General features: G+C 37.5%; 19 protein-coding genes. 13 read left to right on the top strand and 6 right to left on the bottom strand.

Annotated elements, in window-relative coordinates; all coding sequences use genetic code 11:
- Positions 1 to 67: 67 nt before the first annotated feature.
- The 10 genes from HMPREF9083_RS02600 to HMPREF9083_RS02555 all read left to right on the top strand — a co-directional run bounded on the left by HMPREF9083_RS02600 (position 68) and on the right by HMPREF9083_RS02555 (position 6,896).
- The gene (locus HMPREF9083_RS02600) at positions 68 to 769 is read left to right on the top strand and encodes a YggS family pyridoxal phosphate-dependent enzyme (RefSeq protein ID WP_007555834.1); all 702 of its coding nucleotides are present in this window, start codon (positions 68 to 70) and stop codon (positions 767 to 769) included.
- The gene (locus tag HMPREF9083_RS02595; RefSeq protein WP_007555833.1) at positions 766 to 1,224 is read left to right on the top strand and encodes a cell division protein SepF; all 459 of its coding nucleotides are present in this window, start codon (positions 766 to 768) and stop codon (positions 1,222 to 1,224) included. The genes HMPREF9083_RS02600 and HMPREF9083_RS02595 overlap by 4 nt, the downstream gene beginning before the upstream one ends.
- Complete coding sequence (sepF, locus tag HMPREF9083_RS02590; RefSeq protein ID WP_007553707.1) at positions 1,224 to 1,631, top strand: cell division protein SepF; 408 nt, start codon at positions 1,224 to 1,226, stop codon at positions 1,629 to 1,631. Before HMPREF9083_RS02595 ends, sepF begins: the two co-directional genes overlap by 1 nt.
- Positions 1,628 to 2,422, top strand: coding sequence for a pyrroline-5-carboxylate reductase (proC, locus tag HMPREF9083_RS02585; protein WP_007555832.1), 795 nt, complete (start codon positions 1,628 to 1,630; stop codon positions 2,420 to 2,422). Before sepF ends, proC begins: the two co-directional genes overlap by 4 nt.
- The gene (locus HMPREF9083_RS02580) at positions 2,419 to 3,210 is read left to right on the top strand and encodes a YlmH family RNA-binding protein (protein ID WP_007555831.1); all 792 of its coding nucleotides are present in this window, start codon (positions 2,419 to 2,421) and stop codon (positions 3,208 to 3,210) included. Before proC ends, HMPREF9083_RS02580 begins: the two co-directional genes overlap by 4 nt.
- Positions 3,211 to 3,227: 17 nt before the next feature.
- A complete protein-coding gene (locus tag HMPREF9083_RS02575; protein WP_007555830.1) occupies positions 3,228 to 3,845 on the top strand; it encodes a DivIVA domain-containing protein in 618 nt (205 codons plus the stop codon).
- Positions 3,838 to 4,695, top strand: a complete 858-nt coding sequence (speE, locus tag HMPREF9083_RS02570) for a polyamine aminopropyltransferase (protein ID WP_007555829.1) — start codon at positions 3,838 to 3,840, stop codon at positions 4,693 to 4,695. Before HMPREF9083_RS02575 ends, speE begins: the two co-directional genes overlap by 8 nt.
- A 20-nt stretch (positions 4,696 to 4,715) precedes the next feature.
- On the top strand, positions 4,716 to 5,444 hold the full coding sequence (locus tag HMPREF9083_RS02565; protein ID WP_007555828.1) for a class I SAM-dependent methyltransferase: 729 nt from the start codon (positions 4,716 to 4,718) through the stop codon (positions 5,442 to 5,444).
- 63 nt (positions 5,445 to 5,507) lie between these two features.
- Complete coding sequence (locus HMPREF9083_RS02560) at positions 5,508 to 6,185, top strand: RsiV family protein (RefSeq protein WP_007555827.1); 678 nt, start codon at positions 5,508 to 5,510, stop codon at positions 6,183 to 6,185.
- 15 nt (positions 6,186 to 6,200) lie between these two features.
- Entirely contained in the window at positions 6,201 to 6,896 is a 696-nt protein-coding gene (locus HMPREF9083_RS02555; protein ID WP_007555824.1) for an SIMPL domain-containing protein, read from the top strand.
- Positions 6,897 to 6,913: 17 nt separating this feature from the next.
- Here HMPREF9083_RS02555 and HMPREF9083_RS02550 read toward each other — a convergent pair whose 3' ends face one another.
- Together HMPREF9083_RS02550 and HMPREF9083_RS02545 are read right to left on the bottom strand one after the other, a co-directional pair.
- Positions 6,914 to 7,480, bottom strand: coding sequence for a nitroreductase family protein (locus HMPREF9083_RS02550; RefSeq protein ID WP_007555822.1), 567 nt, complete (start codon positions 7,478 to 7,480; stop codon positions 6,914 to 6,916).
- Positions 7,480 to 7,854: a RidA family protein gene (locus HMPREF9083_RS02545; protein WP_035062608.1), complete on the bottom strand. Its 375-nt coding sequence runs from the start codon at positions 7,852 to 7,854 to the stop codon at positions 7,480 to 7,482. Before HMPREF9083_RS02545 ends, HMPREF9083_RS02550 begins: the two co-directional genes overlap by 1 nt.
- A gap of 119 nt (positions 7,855 to 7,973) precedes the next feature.
- Between HMPREF9083_RS02545 and HMPREF9083_RS02540 the strand changes: the two genes are divergently transcribed.
- A complete protein-coding gene (locus HMPREF9083_RS02540; protein ID WP_007555820.1) occupies positions 7,974 to 9,116 on the top strand; it encodes an iron-containing alcohol dehydrogenase in 1,143 nt (380 codons plus the stop codon).
- Positions 9,117 to 9,503: 387 nt separating this feature from the next.
- Here HMPREF9083_RS02540 and HMPREF9083_RS02535 read toward each other — a convergent pair whose 3' ends face one another.
- Together HMPREF9083_RS02535 and HMPREF9083_RS02530 are read right to left on the bottom strand one after the other, a co-directional pair.
- Positions 9,504 to 10,196 (bottom strand): hypothetical protein, encoded by a 693-nt coding sequence (locus HMPREF9083_RS02535; RefSeq protein WP_007555819.1) that lies wholly within the window; start codon positions 10,194 to 10,196, stop codon positions 9,504 to 9,506.
- Positions 10,197 to 10,230: 34 nt separating this feature from the next.
- Positions 10,231 to 11,139, bottom strand: coding sequence for a LysR family transcriptional regulator (locus HMPREF9083_RS02530; protein WP_035062606.1), 909 nt, complete (start codon positions 11,137 to 11,139; stop codon positions 10,231 to 10,233).
- 309 nt (positions 11,140 to 11,448) lie between these two features.
- Between HMPREF9083_RS02530 and HMPREF9083_RS02525 the strand changes: the two genes are divergently transcribed.
- Positions 11,449 to 11,952, top strand: a complete 504-nt coding sequence (locus tag HMPREF9083_RS02525; protein ID WP_007555817.1) for an 8-oxo-dGTP diphosphatase — start codon at positions 11,449 to 11,451, stop codon at positions 11,950 to 11,952.
- Positions 11,953 to 11,978: 26 nt separating this feature from the next.
- Here the strand turns inward: HMPREF9083_RS02525 and HMPREF9083_RS02520 are convergent, their stop codons facing one another.
- Positions 11,979 to 12,488, bottom strand: coding sequence for a hypothetical protein (locus HMPREF9083_RS02520; RefSeq protein ID WP_007555816.1), 510 nt, complete (start codon positions 12,486 to 12,488; stop codon positions 11,979 to 11,981).
- Between the two features lie 194 nt (positions 12,489 to 12,682).
- Between HMPREF9083_RS02520 and gyrA the strand changes: the two genes are divergently transcribed.
- Positions 12,683 to 15,121, top strand: coding sequence for a DNA gyrase subunit A (gene gyrA, locus HMPREF9083_RS02515; RefSeq protein ID WP_007555814.1), 2,439 nt, complete (start codon positions 12,683 to 12,685; stop codon positions 15,119 to 15,121).
- A gap of 46 nt (positions 15,122 to 15,167) precedes the next feature.
- Here gyrA and HMPREF9083_RS02510 read toward each other — a convergent pair whose 3' ends face one another.
- Complete coding sequence (locus tag HMPREF9083_RS02510) at positions 15,168 to 15,347, bottom strand: hypothetical protein (protein ID WP_035062605.1); 180 nt, start codon at positions 15,345 to 15,347, stop codon at positions 15,168 to 15,170.
- Positions 15,348 to 15,451 lie beyond the last annotated feature (104 nt).

Here is a 15,451-nt window from a genome sequence, read left to right as displayed (position 1 = left end):
TTAGCTTGCTTAGTGTGTGATATAATACTTTTTAGAAGTAAAAGATTTTTTAGAAAAGGGGAATACTATGTCAGAGATAGAAAAGCGTATTGCAGATGTGCGAAAGCGTATGGAAGATGCAAAGAAACGTTCTCCGTACAAACAAGATGTAACGCTTGTTGCAGTAACAAAGTTTCATTCGCTTGCCGAGATGGAAGAAGCAATTGATTGCGGGATAACATATGTAGGTGAAAACAGAGTTCAAGAAATGGAACAAAAGTACAGATTACTTCAAAAACCCGTACATTGGAATTTGCAGGGACATTTGCAAAAAAATAAAGTAAAGAAAGTTATTGCGATGGATTGCCTTATACATTCGGGAGATTCATTGTCTATTTTAAAGGAAATAAATAAACGTGCGGCTGCTATAGGTAAAGTGCAGGATGTTCTTCTGGAATTCAATATTTCCGGTGAAGAAACGAAGCATGGGCTTAAACCCGAGGAATTCGAAGAAGCCGTTCAACTTGCAAAAGAATTGCCGAATATTTGTGTAAGAGGTTTGATGTGCATGGCACCTGAAGAGGGTGAAGATGTAATTCGTCCGGTATTCAAAAAGGGTCATGAAATGTGGGAAAAGTTGAAAGAATATTTCCCGAAAGGACAGATTTCAATTTTGTCGATGGGTATGTCCGGAGACTTTGAAATAGCAATTGAAGAAGGATCTAATATGGTTAGGGTAGGTACTGCGATTTTCGGTGCCAGAGACTACACGAGAGGAGTTAATTTATGAGTTTCTTAGATAAGTTGAAAGACCAGTTCGTTGATCGTGACGAGGATTATGAGGAAGAATATGAGGATGAAGAAGAGGAAATTTCCGTACCTTCGCAACCGGCACACAGCAGTGCGGCTGTAGCTCGTGGAGTTTCCGTAAGACAGACAAAACCGTATACCATGGTTGTCGTAAGTCCTCAAAGTTATGAAGATGCCGAAAAAATCGGAGATCATTTGAAAGAATCTCGTCCGGTAGTTATGAATATGGAAAAGACCGATGATGAGCAGGCAAGAAGAATTGTAGATTTCGTACAGGGCATAATGTATGCTCTTGACGGCAGAATCGATCATATTTCTGAAAATATTTATCTTTGCGCGCCGAACAATATGAGTGTATCTCGTGAGAGTTTTGCCGACATAGGTAACAATACCGAAGGTGCGGCAGTACCTCAGTGGGAAGCCGTAAGTCGTTAATGTCATTTATTCGTAAATTGATAAATTGGATAAAATCCCAATTTGTCGAAGATGAAGTAAATGATTATGAAGAAGAGCAATCCGTACAGGCAGGCGCGCTGCCTGCCCGCACAGCTCGACCGCTTGAAGCGGTAATTATCAAACCCGAAAAGTATTCTGACGCAAAGAAAGTTACAAATGAATTGCAGAATGACAAAGTTGTGATAGTTATTTTACAAGATAATATTTTACACGAAGATGCAAGTAAATTTGTCGATTTCATGAGCGGGGCGGTATATTTCGGAAAAGGTACCGTCGAATACTTTGAAGATCGTGTACTTATATGTGCACCGTCATGTGTACGCATGCAAACAGACGAATTACATAGATATTCGGATATTCCGGTATGGAAAGGAGTAGATGAATGAACGTAATTATAGTCGGATGCGGAGCAATGGGAGGTGCGGTTCTTTCAGGATGTCTTGAAAAAGGTATATGGAAGAGACGCGAAGTAAAAATCTTATCTAAAAATGAAAAATCATCAAAAGAAAAAGCGGAAAAATATGGCGTTTTTTACATTAAAGATGAAAAAGAAATTGAAGAAGCGGACGTTGTATTGATAGCGGTAAAGCCGCATATCGTGCCGTCCGTTTTGGATAAAATATCGAAGTATGGCCCCAAGCATGTAATTTCACTTGCAGCTGCGGTGACGCTTTCGGATCTTTCAAAAAAACTTCCGAAAGAAACCGAAGTGGTACGAGTTATGCCGAATACTCCGGCATCGGTAGGTGCAGGTTTGACGGCAATAACATGCAAAGACAATGTAAGTGAAAAATTTCTTGAAGAAACGGAAAAAATATTCAATGCACTCGGTGAAACGGTTGTAGTTACCGAAAAAGAACTGGATGCATTGGGAGCATTGTCCGGATCCGGTCCCGGTTATGCGTTCGTAATAATGGATGCACTTTCGGATGCCGGAGTTGAAATCGGACTTTCAAGAAAACTTGCCACGAAAGCTGCCGCACTCACATTATATGGTGCAGGCAAAATGGCACTTGAAACGAAAAAACACCCCGGAGAATTGAGAGATGAAGTGACAAGTCCCGGCGGAACGACAATCGCTGGAATACATGCCATGGAAAAAGCCGGAATAAGAACTGCGTTGAAAGACGGAGTTTTAGCGGCATTTCAAAAAACAAAAGAAATGAGCAAAAAATGAAAGAAAGAGAAAAAATAATAAACTTTTTCTCCTCATCGGGAGATGAAGCGAAAGAAATGGCAATAAGGCTTGTCGATCTTGCCGAATCCGTAGAACGGGGACGACCGTTTACAGTAAGTTCATTCATGTCGCCCCTTTCCATACAGATAGGGCAAACAATTGCCGCACACATGAAAACCGTCACAAGCTCATACAACGGCGGATATCATGAAGCGGAACGTGTAAAAGTGGCATTTCAGTCAAATGATTACGGAGGCAAAGTAAATTATGAAATAAGTTTGCTTTCCGTAACATGGGATGACCGTTTCAGACTTATAGGACACAGAGATGTATTGGGAAGTCTTATGGGACTGGGAATTGAAAGAGAAGTGCTTGGAGATATACTCATGCAAGGCGCACAAGCGCAAATACTTGTAGACGGTAAAATGTCGGAGTACATAAAAAGCAATTTCACAAAAGTTGCAATGGTACCGGTACAAGTAGAAGAAATTCCGCTTGAAGAATTGAAGGTACCGGAGCAAAAAGCGAAAGAAATACGTGCGATGGTAGCATCAATGCGACTTGATGCGGTGGGTGCCGCAGGATTCGGACTGTCAAGGACCAAAATGGTACAAATGATAGACGGAGACAGAGTACAAGTAAACTGGCAATCCGCAAAAAGCGTATCTCAGACAGTAAAAGTCAAAGATATAATAAGCATACGCGGAAAAGGACGCATTGAAATTGAAGAAATAACCGGAAAAAGCCGAAAAGGCAGAACCGGACTTTTAATAAATCGTTTCAAATAAGATTTAGGAGGAACAGCATGATTACACCGATGGATATACATAATAAAACATTTTCACGTCAACTTAGAGGTTACTCACAAGAAGAAGTAAACGCATTTTTGGAAGAATTGGCAAGTGACTATGAAAAAATATATCGCGAGCATCGTGAAGCGGAAGAAGAAATGGACACCATAAGAACAAAATTACGTAATTATGAAAAAATGGAAGCAACGATGTCCTCCACTTTGGTAATGGCACAAGAAACTGCCGAAAACGTAAAAAGAGCGGCGGAAAAAGAAGCGGAACTTTGCATACGTGAAGCAAAAACAAAAGCAAGTAAAATAGTAGCGGATGCGGAAAGCGCACGCCGAGAAATAAATGCAAATCTGATCAAGACGGAAGGCGATTTGAACCTTTACATAGAAAAAATACTTTCAAACTTCAAATCAGCATTCTCACTTGTCGAAGCATGCAAATCGACACCGGCACCGGAAATAATCGAAGAACCGGAAAACGCACCGCATGAAGATGATTTATATGCGGAAGAACTTTCGTCAAAAGCGGAAGAAACTGAAGAAATTGAAGAAACGACAGAAAATAAAGAAGAAAACGTTGAAGCGGACGCTCAGGAAAAAACGGAAGAAAGCAATGAATGAAAAGAATTGGATAACGGAGTATGTCGATAAAAATCTCGGATTTACTCTGAAAATAAAAGAAATGCTCCTTGACGAGCAAACACCGTACCAACACATACAAGTTGCGGAAACCGAAAGATACGGACGAATTCTCATACTTGACGGAGTATTTCAAACATCGGTAAAAGAAGAATGGACATACCACGAAATGATAACGAACATACCGATGATGGCACATCCGAATCCCGAACGAATACTTATAATCGGAGGAGGAGACGGAGGCGCCGCCCGAGAAATATTAAGACATGAAACCGTAAAACAATTGGATATATGTGAAATCGACAAAAGAGTTGTAGAAGTATCTCAAAAATATTTTCCGACAATATCAAAAGAAATAAACGAAAAAAACGGAAAACTGAAAATGCACATAGGTGACGGGATTGCATTTGTAAAAGAAATAGAAAACTTTTACGATTTGATAATAATAGACTGCTCCGATCCCATAGGGCCGGGAGAAGGACTTTTTACAAGAAACTTTTACAAAGACGCAAAAAAAGCACTTCGTAAAAACGGAATTATAGTACAACAGACCGAATCGCCGATAGTACAACAAAAAACCGTACACGAAGTATACAAAGCGATGACAGACGTATTTACAAATGTAAATGTATTTTTGGCATATGTACCGATATATCCGGAATGTCTGCACTCATTCATGGCGGCATCGGACGATATTGACATAAGAAATGCAAAAATAACAAGAAAACATCCTATACCTATGAAGTACTACAACGAAGAAATACAAAAAAGCGCTTTTGTATTGCCTGAATTTATAAAAGAAGCCATATATAAAGGGAAATATACATTTTAAATTGAAAAAGGAGGAACGACATGGAATGCATAAATAAAATTATTACGGAAGTGCTGAAATTTTTATGTCGATACCTTAACCTATGCGCAATACCGTGGTTGTGGGGAATATCTCACGTAACGATCGGACACGAAGACCATGTACTTGAAATAGGATGCGGAAACGGCAAAAGAATTAAAAATCTCATACAAAAAGCACCGTCCGGACAAGTATTCGGACTGGATAAATCCGAAGAAAAAATAGAAGAGGCGAAAAAACTCAACAAAAAAGAAATAGAAGAAGAAAACTGTGCATTCGTAGCCGGAGATCCCGAGCACCTTCCTTTCGAACGCAACTATTTCCACTTGGTAACTGCATACAACTCATTGTACAAATGGGAAAATCCGGAAGAAGTATTCAAAGACATATTGAGAGTACTGAGACCCGGATCAGTATTTTTACTCGTAGACAAAATGTCGAACTGTCCGATTTGTGAATACATAACAGGAATTTGCAAAACGGAATGTGAAAAAACATACACACTGGATGCGTTAAAAAGTATGCTTGAAAAAACAGGATTTGTAGAAATTGAAACGGACACGAAATTCGGTAAAACTGCAATAGCCGCACGCAAACCGGAAAGACTTGCGGAAAGATACGACAATCATGAAAGATTTGCACAAACCAAGAAATATTTCAATCGTATTTTAAGTACGCTTCTTTGCATCGGAATTATGGCGGTAATTATAAAGTTGATAAAGAGAAAATAACAAAGCTTCTCCGTAAGGAGAGTCTTTGTTATTTATGTTATAATTAAAGGAGGCTTTTATAAAATGAAAAATATTCAAAAAATTATAACAGCACTTATAACGGTTGTATTTGCAATTGTATTACCGATTGGAATAAATGCAAACGATTCCTTCATTGCAGGCGAAGGACTTGAACCGCTGGAAAAAGTACAAAAAGATTTTATATATGAAAACAGAGAAATACAAGGACAAACGATAGCGGTACCGATTAGCAAAGACAAATGCATACTGTATCGAGTAAGAGTAAACCTTGCAATAGAAAGAAAAATAAATGAATTTGTAGAAGAACTTAAACAAAGAAATGTAGAAAGCGAAACTAGCGGATGGATGCAATGGCAAATCGGGCAAAGGAAAGTTGAAAACGAAAATACCGGAGATAGTTTGGTATTGATAAAAACCTACTATGTAAAAGGCGGAGTGCATCCCGTATCGTTCATACAAGGAATGACATTCGATAAAAAGGGGAATGAAATACCGTTTAAAGAACAAAAATCCATAGAAAAATTATTGAAAACCGATATAGACAAATGGGTAAAAACGACGGCAAAAAAAGAAGGGCATCAACTATTTGAAGATACAAATGTAGAAGAACTTCCGCAAAATTATTACATAGGCAGAAACGGAAAAACATATGTATTATTTCAAGAATACGACATTGCGCCCTACTCGGAAGGATGGATAGGGCTTCCGGTTGAAATTTGAAAGTGAGGAAAATTTATGAAAAAGGCACTATCTATATTACTGGCATTGGGATTGATTGCCGGAACATACATTACAGCACATGCACAAGATGATCGCAGAAGCATAACCGTAACTGGAACAAGTGAAATCAGCGTACCGTCAGACCTGGCGATAATGAGAGTAAGTGTAACGACACAATCGAAATCTGCAGACGAAGCCGTAAAAGAAAATGCAATAAAAATGAATGCGGTAAAAGCCGCACTCCAAAAAGAAGGATTTTTAAAAGAATCTTTGAAAACGGACAACTACAGACTTTACAAAACAAATAAATACGATGAAAAAGACAAAGACGAAATGGAAACGTATGAAGTGGTACATACAATAAAAGTAAAAACAGAAGATTTGCAAAAAACCGGCATGATAATTGATGCTGCGACAAATGCAGGTGCGACCGACATAGATTCACTCTCATTCACATTGAAAGACAGTAAAAAATATCAAAGTCAAGCACTCGCAAATGCAATACTCGATGCAAAAAGCAAAGCTGAAACAATAGCGAAAACACTTCATAAAAAAATAATAAACATCATATCAGTAAGTGAAGGAAGCGTGGATATAAATCCATATAATTTCAGAAGTAAAATGTTGGCAGCCGACATGGGATCAACATCAATAGAAAGCGGAGAAACGCATGTAAGCGGAGAAATAACCGTAGTATTCGAAATAGGATAAAAAGAAAAGCCGGAGGCTTATCTGAATTTACAGATATCCTCCGGTTTTAATTTCGGAACAAAATAATTTTCGTCTTTATCCACATAATACTTAAGCGAGTTGTCCTTTACATCAACAACGGTAGACGTATGAGAAGGATAACCCAATGCGAGAGTAAGCAAAGGAGTCAACCCATCGGGAATTTCAAGAATTTCTTTTAATTTTACGAAATTTACATTACCGATAACGCAACTTCCCACACCATGCACATACGCATTGAGAGCCAAATTGCGTACTGCGATACCCGCATCTGTTTCTGCAGGATAATTACCTTGCTTGCAAACAACGATGAGAAGCGTAGGAGTTTCACCCTCTTTAGGAGTGCCGATTTCCTTAGGTAAAGAAGCGGCCCAATGAAGACAAGGGAAAACCTTTCTCAAAACGTCATCGGAAGAAATTACATAATAACGCAACTTCTGTGCATTTCTGCTGCAACTTACCAATGAAACATTTCTCATCAATTCATCAATTACAGACTTGGGAACGGGAACTTGCTTAAAACGTCTGTAAGATCTGCAATGCAAACAAAGACTTGAAAAATCCATTATTTAAACTCCGCAATAACTTCAATCTCGCAAACTGCACCGCTCGGCAAAGCGGTAACACCGATGCAACTTCTTGCCGGTTTACTTATGAAATGCTTTGCATAAACGGCGTTGAACTTTTTGAACTCACCCATATCGGTCAAGAAACAAGTTGTTTTTACAACATCACTCATGGAAAGACCCGCCTCTTTCAAAACGGCCTTGATGTTGGCGCAAATTTGTTCAGCCTGTTCATCAACGGAATTGCCGGCAAGTTTTCCGGTAGAAGGAATAAAACCTATTTGACCGGAAATAAAGAGAAGATTGCCGGTCTTAATTGCCTGAGAATATGGACCGATAGCCGCCGGCGCATTTTCAGAATAAATAATTTTCATAAAAAATACCTCCTTGTCAACTACAGTATACAACAAAAAAATAAAAACGTCAGTCAAAAAGCTTGTAATTTCATATCCATATAATTTAATATATATACAAAGGAGGGGGATAAAACGACATGGAAGATTTTCAATTTTATACACCCGTAAAAGTATACTTCGGACAAGACTCACACGAGAAACTTGCTTCAATATGCAAAAACAAAAAAGTGATGCTCGTGTACGGACAAAAAGCGATAAAAGAAAACGGAGTATATGAAGAAATAACAAGAATACTCAACGAAAATGATATTTCCTACACAGACTTCGGAGGCAACAAACTTCCTTTATACAAAAAAATACTTGAAGCGGTAGAAATATGTAAAAAAGAAAAAATAAATTGCATCATCGGAATCGGCGGATGCACCTGTATGGACATGGCAAAAATAATATCGTTCGTATGTATGAATGAAGACCATGAAGACTATATATTTGCAAAAAAAGACCCCGTAGGCAAAAAACACATCGAAACAATACTCATACCGACATACGCATCGGGCGGAAGTGAGATAGACGCCGTATCGGAAGTGGACGACTTGGAAGAGCATCGTCACGGTTCACTCTACGGAATATACGCCGACTATGCAATACTGAACCCCGAATTTACATACTCTGTAAGCAAAAAACTCACTGTAAACGGAGCATTGGTCAGCTTTATACAAATGGCGATAAGCTATATAAAAAATGAAAATCCGGTAGGAAAAGTAATCGGACGAGCATTGATGAAAATGCTTCTGCAAGACATCGACAATATTGCAAACAGACTTACAAACTACGAACTTCGTGCAGAATTTATGTGGCTGTCATCAATGTCGACAGTAGGATTTCTGTCGGCAGGTATGGGCGGATCATACGCATGGAGCATATACTCGTTTGAAACCATAGCGGAAGCACTCTATGGAATAGATTATCGTACATCCATGGTAATATTCTTTCCGGCATGGCTTAAAGTTGCAGTAAAGAAATTTCCCGAAGAAATAAAAGCGTTCGTAGTGGAAATATTCGACATAGACGGAAGATTTCTCCCCGAAAAAGCGGTAGAAAAAGCGTGCAAAAAATGGTACAAACTTTTAGATGAAGCACAACTTCCCACATCCTACGACCAAATAGGAAAAAGACCGGAAGAAAAAGATTTGAAATTTGAAATAAAAAGATACCTTGAAAAACCTTTCACCGAAGAGGAAGTATATGAAATGATGAAATTGTCCTTCAAAGGTAATTGAAAACAAAAAAATAAACAAACTGAAAATCGGAGCAATCACTTCGATTTTTTCAATTTCTTATTTAAATCTATAGTAAATAAATTAAATCGGATATGAATTAATTTAAAATCATAAATAACGGTTTTTAAAACGGTATACATTGTATTAATATTGAAGCAAGTTCCTTGTAAAATTATAAAGATTTAAAAGAAATTTATCGTATCGACAAAAAGTAATAAACAATATGTGTTTTATGGACTTGAAAACAATCGGAGTTCTAAATTAATAAAAGAATACATTAATTATTACAGTAACGGAAAAAATTCAAAAGAAAAAACGGATGCCCTGTAACTTATAGGTCGGCATCCGTTTTATAAAATTAAATTATGTCCGGTTTTCGGTTTTAAATTATTTTTGTTTTTCCGTTATCAAATTATTTACTACACGAACAATCCATTGTTCTCCGCCGGTGAAGCGGCTGTTGTATTTTCTTGTTTCAAATTCCAGTTTCGTTTTCAGATTTTCTACGAGAATTTCCGTTTTTTTCAATTTTTGCAACAAAGTTGCATTTCTCAGTTCTTCATTGCAGAGCGGGCAATTGTAATTTTTTACGTATTTCATGTTCAATCTGGATTTACAATTTTTACATGTCAGAAATTCCGCTTTGAATTTTTCTTTTATTTCTTTTTTATAATTTTCAAGCAGAGTTTTTTTCTTTTCAAGTTTTTCCGAAAGTGTAATTATTTTCGGTGAGGGTTTTATACCGATTTTATACTTTACCGCATATGTGTGAGGAATTTCCGTAAGGTATTGCATTGCTTGAAATTTTGTGTTGAATATTTTTTCTTTGAAAAACAATCCTTTTAAAATTTTATTTATTTCTCTTTTCTTCAGGCCTTCGTCAAGATAGAGTTTTATTATATAGTCTTTTATTTCCTGTGTTCGCATTGTGAGTGCAAATTCAAGGTAAAACTCCTTTTTTGAAAGCAGTGAAGGTTCATTTTTTTCGGTTTCTTTTGTAATTTTTTGTGCAGTTTTTTTGTTCGTTTTGTTTTCCGTTTGTGTATTTTTTGTAAAGTCGAAAAGTGATAATTCTTCCATATATGCTCCGGTAGGTAAAATAGATCAGAATTGATTATCCTTTTTTGTATGTGTAATTTTTTGCAAATTCCATGAAATTTTGTATTATGAATTCTTTTACGATTTTTGCCGGTTCCGAAAGTTCTTTTCCTTCTGTCCATGACAGATTAAGATATCTTTCGCATTTCGGCGATTCGATTTGGAGTAATTTTATTTGTGTTCCTCTAAGTCCGTGCCATGTGATTTCCGGTACTAGGGATATACCCAGACCTGCACGTATAAATTCGGTTACCGCAGTTATACTGTCGCTTTCCAGTATTGTTTGCGGTACGAATCCGGCTTTTTGACAGAAGTGATCCGTTATCGTTTCACCCGTTTTTGAAGGTTCGAGTGATATAAATCCCGAGTTTTTATAATCTTCGAGTTTACATGATGTTTTTTTTGTATTTTCATCTGTTTCTGCAAGTGCAAGAATTATATTCTCTTTCAAAAGAGTAACGATGTTTTTTCCTTTCGGTGGTGTAAAACTTGTCGTAAAGAATAAATCTGCCGATTTTGCCGAAGTTTTTGAGAGCTGGTTTGTTTTTTGATGGATTTCAAAATGTATTTCCGGATGATGACGGTGGAATGTGGTTAAAAATGCAGGAAATGTAATAGAATTTGACGATATTGATATTTTTACCGTCATTTTTTGTTTTTCTTTTATTCTTGCAATTTCTTTTTTTGCTGCATCGAGTTCTTCCATTATATGATTTGTGTGAAGCAGCAGTATTTCACCGTAGTGTGTGAGTACGATATTTCTTCCACGTCTTTCAAACAGCGGTACGCCAAGTTCGGTTTCCATAACTTTTACGATATGGCTCAGTGACGGTTGTGATATGTGTAAAATTTCCGCAGCTCTTGTAATGTGTTGCAGTTCTGCAATTTTTTGGAAATATCTGAGACCTAAAAGAGTAAGTTTCATAGGCATCTCCTTGTAGGAACAATAAAAATTTGTAAATAATGGTACTCTTGATTAATTGTATAACATGTAGGTAATATCATCTTTATTTGCGTCAATATTTTATATTAAAATATTGATAGATTTATAAATTATAAATACGTTAACGCAAAAATTGAATATCTGGTATGAAATACAATTATTAAGAGATAATTTTTATCATACATTTTAATTATACACTATTTTAGATAAATAAAAAAATTTTACATATTTATGAGTTATATATTTTTATGAGCTCATTAAGTGTATAATGTTTATCGAGGGGGGATTTGTGTGCGTGCTACTTCGTTGGTTTTTCCTATATATGCCGACGGTAAGGTTTTATTAGGACGTAAAAAACGCGGAATGGGTTTCGGCAAGTGGAACGGTTTCGGCGGTAAAATAGAAGACGGTGAAACGATGCGTGAGTGTGCGGTTCGTGAGTTGTATGAGGAGTGCGGTATTTCGGCAGCGGTTGAGGATTTGGAGTTTGTTGCGGATATTTATTTCGATCAACCGTCCGACAGAAGTTGGTCGCATCCCGGAGCGATTTATTTTTTAAGAAAGTGGAAGGGAACTTTTACGTCTTCGGATGAAATGGAACCGAGAGTGTTTTCACTTGAGCATTTTCCTTATGATGAAATGTGGCAGGCGGATAAAATTTGGTTGCCGATGATTTTTTCGGGGAGAACCGTAAAAGGTTTGATTACTTTTGATTTTGACGGAAGTACCGTTCTTTCGTATTCTTTTGAAGATGCGATATTGTCCGATAGCGATAAGAAATATGATTGTAAATAAAAAAACATCGCTTTTTGCGATGTTTTTCAGCTTTTGGCACTACTCAACGTGGTGTCTATTTTATTTTCCGGTTTTTGCGATATACGTATTATTTCTTTTCGTATTTCTTCTTTTTCGGTATCGTTTTCTTCGGTGAGTTTTTGCAGTTTTACGTACGATTTATCTTCGTTCTTGAAAGGCGTTTCTATCTGTTTTGAAAGTCTTTCGTATGCCAGTGTGAGTTCTCTTTTTCCGTTTTTCGGTGTTATTACAAGTCTTCCTCCATCGATTTTTCCTGTTCCGCAGAGTAAACCGTCCACCTCTTTACTTCCGTGTTGAACTTTGTGTAATACATTTATTGTACCGTCGTCGTTTTCGGTGAATGTTACCGTTTCAAGATTTTTTATATGATCTCCGGTCCAATTTATTCCGGCATCTTGCACGCCCCACCATGTTCCTTGCCAAGGTTCACGTTTCGTGTAGAAGAAAAAAGCAATTGTGACGCCTATTATAGCGATGAGTAGAATCAAAAATGCAATCAGTTTACTTTTTTTCATACTTCTTCCTCCATGTGTAAATTATACAATTAATTATCTTCTATGAAAAGTAAAAAAATTTATTTTCATGGAATTTGAATTTAAACGACATGTGAAGTTTTGTTTTAAAACAGTCAAAAAATGCTTTAAAATGCTTTTAAATGCGTTTCTATGGTATAATGTATATGTAAAAATTGTATAAAAAAGGAGTAATTATGGATTGGCAAGAAGGTAAAATAGTTTCTACACCGCTGGAAGGTCAGATGAAAAATTCTTACATCGACTATGCCATGTCGGTTATCGTTACTCGTGCATTACCTGATGTGCGTGACGGTTTGAAGCCGGTGCATAGACGTATTTTGTACGCCATGCAAGAATCCGGTATGATTTCATCGAAACCGTTCAGAAAGTCTGCACGTCTTGTCGGGGATGTACTCGGTAAGTATCATCCGCACGGTGATACTGCCGTTTATGAGTCTGCAGTTCGTATGGCTCAAGATTTTTCGACTCGTTACCTCTTGGTTGACGGTCACGGAAATTTCGGTTCGGTTGACGGTGACTCCGCTGCTGCAATGCGTTATACGGAAATGCGTATGGCAAAAATTTCTGCAGAAATGTTGCGTGATATTGATAAAGATACTGTCGATTTCATGCCGAACTATGACGGTTCATTGCAAGAACCCGTAGTGCTTCCTTCACGTATTCCGAATTTATTGGTGAACGGCTCTTACGGTATTGCCGTAGGTATGGCAACGAATATTCCGTCACATAATTTGGGTGAAGTTGTTGACGGATTGTGTGCGATGATTGATAATCCTGAGATTACCGTAGATGAATTGATGAATTATGTAAAAGGTCCGGATTTTCCTACCGGCGCAATCATCATGGGTAAAAAGGGTATTCAAGATACATACCGCACAGGCCGAGGCAGTATAAAAGTACGTGCAAAAACGGAAATTGAAGAAATGTCGCACGGAAAAAATCGTATTGTCGTAACGGAGATTCCTTACCAGGTAAATAAAGCACGTCTTGTTGAAAATATAGCGGAATTGAGCAAGCAAAAAGTTATTGAAGGAATTACCGCTTTGCGTGATGAATCGGATCGTAACGGTATGCGTATCGTTATCGAACTCAGAAGTGATATAAATCCGCAAATTATGCTCAACAACTTGTTCAAGCATACTCAACTCGAAATAAATTTCGGTGCGATAATGCTTTCTCTTGTAGACGGTCATCCACGTGTATTGTCCTTGAAACAGATGATGTACTACTACTTGAAACATCAGGAAGAAGTTATTACAAGAAGAAGTCGCTACGAGTTGGACAAAGCGAAAGCAAAGGCACACATACTCGAAGGTTTGCTTATTGCACTCGACCATATAGATGAAGTAATAAAAACCATTCGTGCATCGAAAACGGACGGCGAAGCAAAAGATTCTTTGATGTCGAAATTTGAATTGTCCGAAAAGCAATCGGTTGCGATATTGGATATGCGTTTGCGTCGTTTGACAGGACTTGAACGTGAAAAAATTGAATCCGATTACAAAGATGTAATGGAAGTAATAGCATACTTGGAGGATTTATTGTCCGACAGAAACAAGATTATGAAAGTCGTAAAAGACGAATTAATCGAAATAAAGGAAAAATTCGGCGATGAAAGAAGAACTCAATTCGAAAAAAGTACGGAAGGTTTCGATTTGACGGATCTCGTTCCCGATGAACCTATGACGATTACCGTTACAAAGCATAATTACATCAAGCGTATGGAATCAAGTGATATACGTATTCAACGTAAAGGCGGACGCGGTGTCAGCGGAATGAAGATGAAAGATGACGATTATGTTTGGAAAATAATGAATACGTCCACACACAACAGATTACTTTTCTTTACCGATGAAGGTAAAGTATATCTGAAATCCGTTATCGAGTTCCCGCTTTCAAGCAGAACTGCACGTGGAAGTGCGTTGATAAACTTCATTCCTACACTTGAAAAAGATGAACGTGTAACGGAAATGCTCGATCCGGACATGTCGACTGAAGGCGTAAAATACCTGCTTATGATTACAAGATACGGTTATGTAAAGAAAACATTAATCGAAGAATACAAGCATATAAATAAAAACGGTATTATAGCACTTCGTTTGAATGAAGGTGACCGTCTTGTAAAAGTTATTCCGGTTGTCGGTGATGAAGACGTTATATTGGGTACGAGAAAAGGTATGGCGATACGTTTCTCGATAGCAGATGACGAAATAAGAGCGGTAGGGCGTGTAGCCGCCGGCGTTCATGGCATAAAATTATCCACAGGAGATGAAGTTGTCGGTGCGGTAATAGCCGATGAAAAAGATATTTTCACAATATCCGCAGACGGAAATGCAAAACGAAATAAAGAAAGCGCTTACCATGTACAAGGCAGAAACGGTAAAGGCGTAAGAAACTTCAAACGCGGATTCGAAGTAGTTGCACTTGTAGCTGCAGATGACAATGATGAACTTGTCGGAGTATCCGAAGGCGGTATTACGATAAAAACATCGGCATCTCAAATTTCAAGCAAAAAAGCGAAAGCCGGTCAGGGAGTAATTCTCCAACGTCTTGAAGAAGGCGATCGTATAGCATCAATTGATGTAGTACCGGAAGAAAACGAAGAAGAATAAAAAATAAAAGCATGAAGTACTTATATGTACCTCATGCTTTTTCATTTCAAAAACGTTTAGATAATTTTATCGCACGCCATTTTGCAAGTGCTTCATGAGCCTCTTTCGGAGCATCGCCTGTAAGATTGAAATGTCCTTTTATTCTTTTTGTTATATCATCGGTGTCGATATATGCCTCAAACGTTTTATACAACTCCGTTTTCCTTATTTCATCAGCTAAATTCATAGGGCCTCCTTTTCTATATAATAACATGAAAAATTATCGTTACAATTCCGAAATTATTTACTTTGAAACAAATTTAAGAAAATATAAAAAAACCTTTGACAAAA

The organism is Dialister micraerophilus DSM 19965 (assembly GCF_000194985.1).
Classification (GTDB): domain Bacteria; phylum Bacillota; class Negativicutes; order Veillonellales; family Dialisteraceae; genus Dialister; species Dialister micraerophilus.
This window is presented reverse-complemented; position numbering and strand designations above follow the sequence as displayed.

What these genes read in the sequence shown, in the direction of transcription:
- HMPREF9083_RS02560 (WP_007555827.1), top strand. Translation starts at nt 5,508, where the DNA reads ATGAAAAATATTCAAAAAATTATAACAGCACTTATAACGGTTGTATTT.
- speE (WP_007555829.1), top strand. Translation starts at nt 3,838, where the DNA reads ATGAATGAAAAGAATTGGATAACGGAGTATGTCGATAAAAATCTCGGA.
- HMPREF9083_RS02545 (WP_035062608.1), bottom strand. Translation starts at nt 7,854, where the DNA reads ATGAAAATTATTTATTCTGAAAATGCGCCGGCGGCTATCGGTCCATAT.
- HMPREF9083_RS02535 (WP_007555819.1), bottom strand. Translation starts at nt 10,196, where the DNA reads ATGGAAGAATTATCACTTTTCGACTTTACAAAAAATACACAAACGGAA.
- HMPREF9083_RS02520 (WP_007555816.1), bottom strand. Translation starts at nt 12,488, where the DNA reads ATGAAAAAAAGTAAACTGATTGCATTTTTGATTCTACTCATCGCTATA.
- HMPREF9083_RS02510 (WP_035062605.1), bottom strand. Translation starts at nt 15,347, where the DNA reads ATGAATTTAGCTGATGAAATAAGGAAAACGGAGTTGTATAAAACGTTT.
- HMPREF9083_RS02550 (WP_007555822.1), bottom strand. Translation starts at nt 7,480, where the DNA reads ATGGATTTTTCAAGTCTTTGTTTGCATTGCAGATCTTACAGACGTTTT.
- HMPREF9083_RS02540 (WP_007555820.1), top strand. Translation starts at nt 7,974, where the DNA reads ATGGAAGATTTTCAATTTTATACACCCGTAAAAGTATACTTCGGACAA.
- HMPREF9083_RS02555 (WP_007555824.1), top strand. Translation starts at nt 6,201, where the DNA reads ATGAAAAAGGCACTATCTATATTACTGGCATTGGGATTGATTGCCGGA.
- HMPREF9083_RS02530 (WP_035062606.1), bottom strand. Translation starts at nt 11,139, where the DNA reads ATGAAACTTACTCTTTTAGGTCTCAGATATTTCCAAAAAATTGCAGAA.
- HMPREF9083_RS02595 (WP_007555833.1), top strand. Translation starts at nt 766, where the DNA reads ATGAGTTTCTTAGATAAGTTGAAAGACCAGTTCGTTGATCGTGACGAG.
- HMPREF9083_RS02600 (WP_007555834.1), top strand. Translation starts at nt 68, where the DNA reads ATGTCAGAGATAGAAAAGCGTATTGCAGATGTGCGAAAGCGTATGGAA.
- HMPREF9083_RS02580 (WP_007555831.1), top strand. Translation starts at nt 2,419, where the DNA reads ATGAAAGAAAGAGAAAAAATAATAAACTTTTTCTCCTCATCGGGAGAT.
- HMPREF9083_RS02575 (WP_007555830.1), top strand. Translation starts at nt 3,228, where the DNA reads ATGATTACACCGATGGATATACATAATAAAACATTTTCACGTCAACTT.
- HMPREF9083_RS02565 (WP_007555828.1), top strand. Translation starts at nt 4,716, where the DNA reads ATGGAATGCATAAATAAAATTATTACGGAAGTGCTGAAATTTTTATGT.
- proC (WP_007555832.1), top strand. Translation starts at nt 1,628, where the DNA reads ATGAACGTAATTATAGTCGGATGCGGAGCAATGGGAGGTGCGGTTCTT.
- sepF (WP_007553707.1), top strand. Translation starts at nt 1,224, where the DNA reads ATGTCATTTATTCGTAAATTGATAAATTGGATAAAATCCCAATTTGTC.
- gyrA (WP_007555814.1), top strand. Translation starts at nt 12,683, where the DNA reads ATGGATTGGCAAGAAGGTAAAATAGTTTCTACACCGCTGGAAGGTCAG.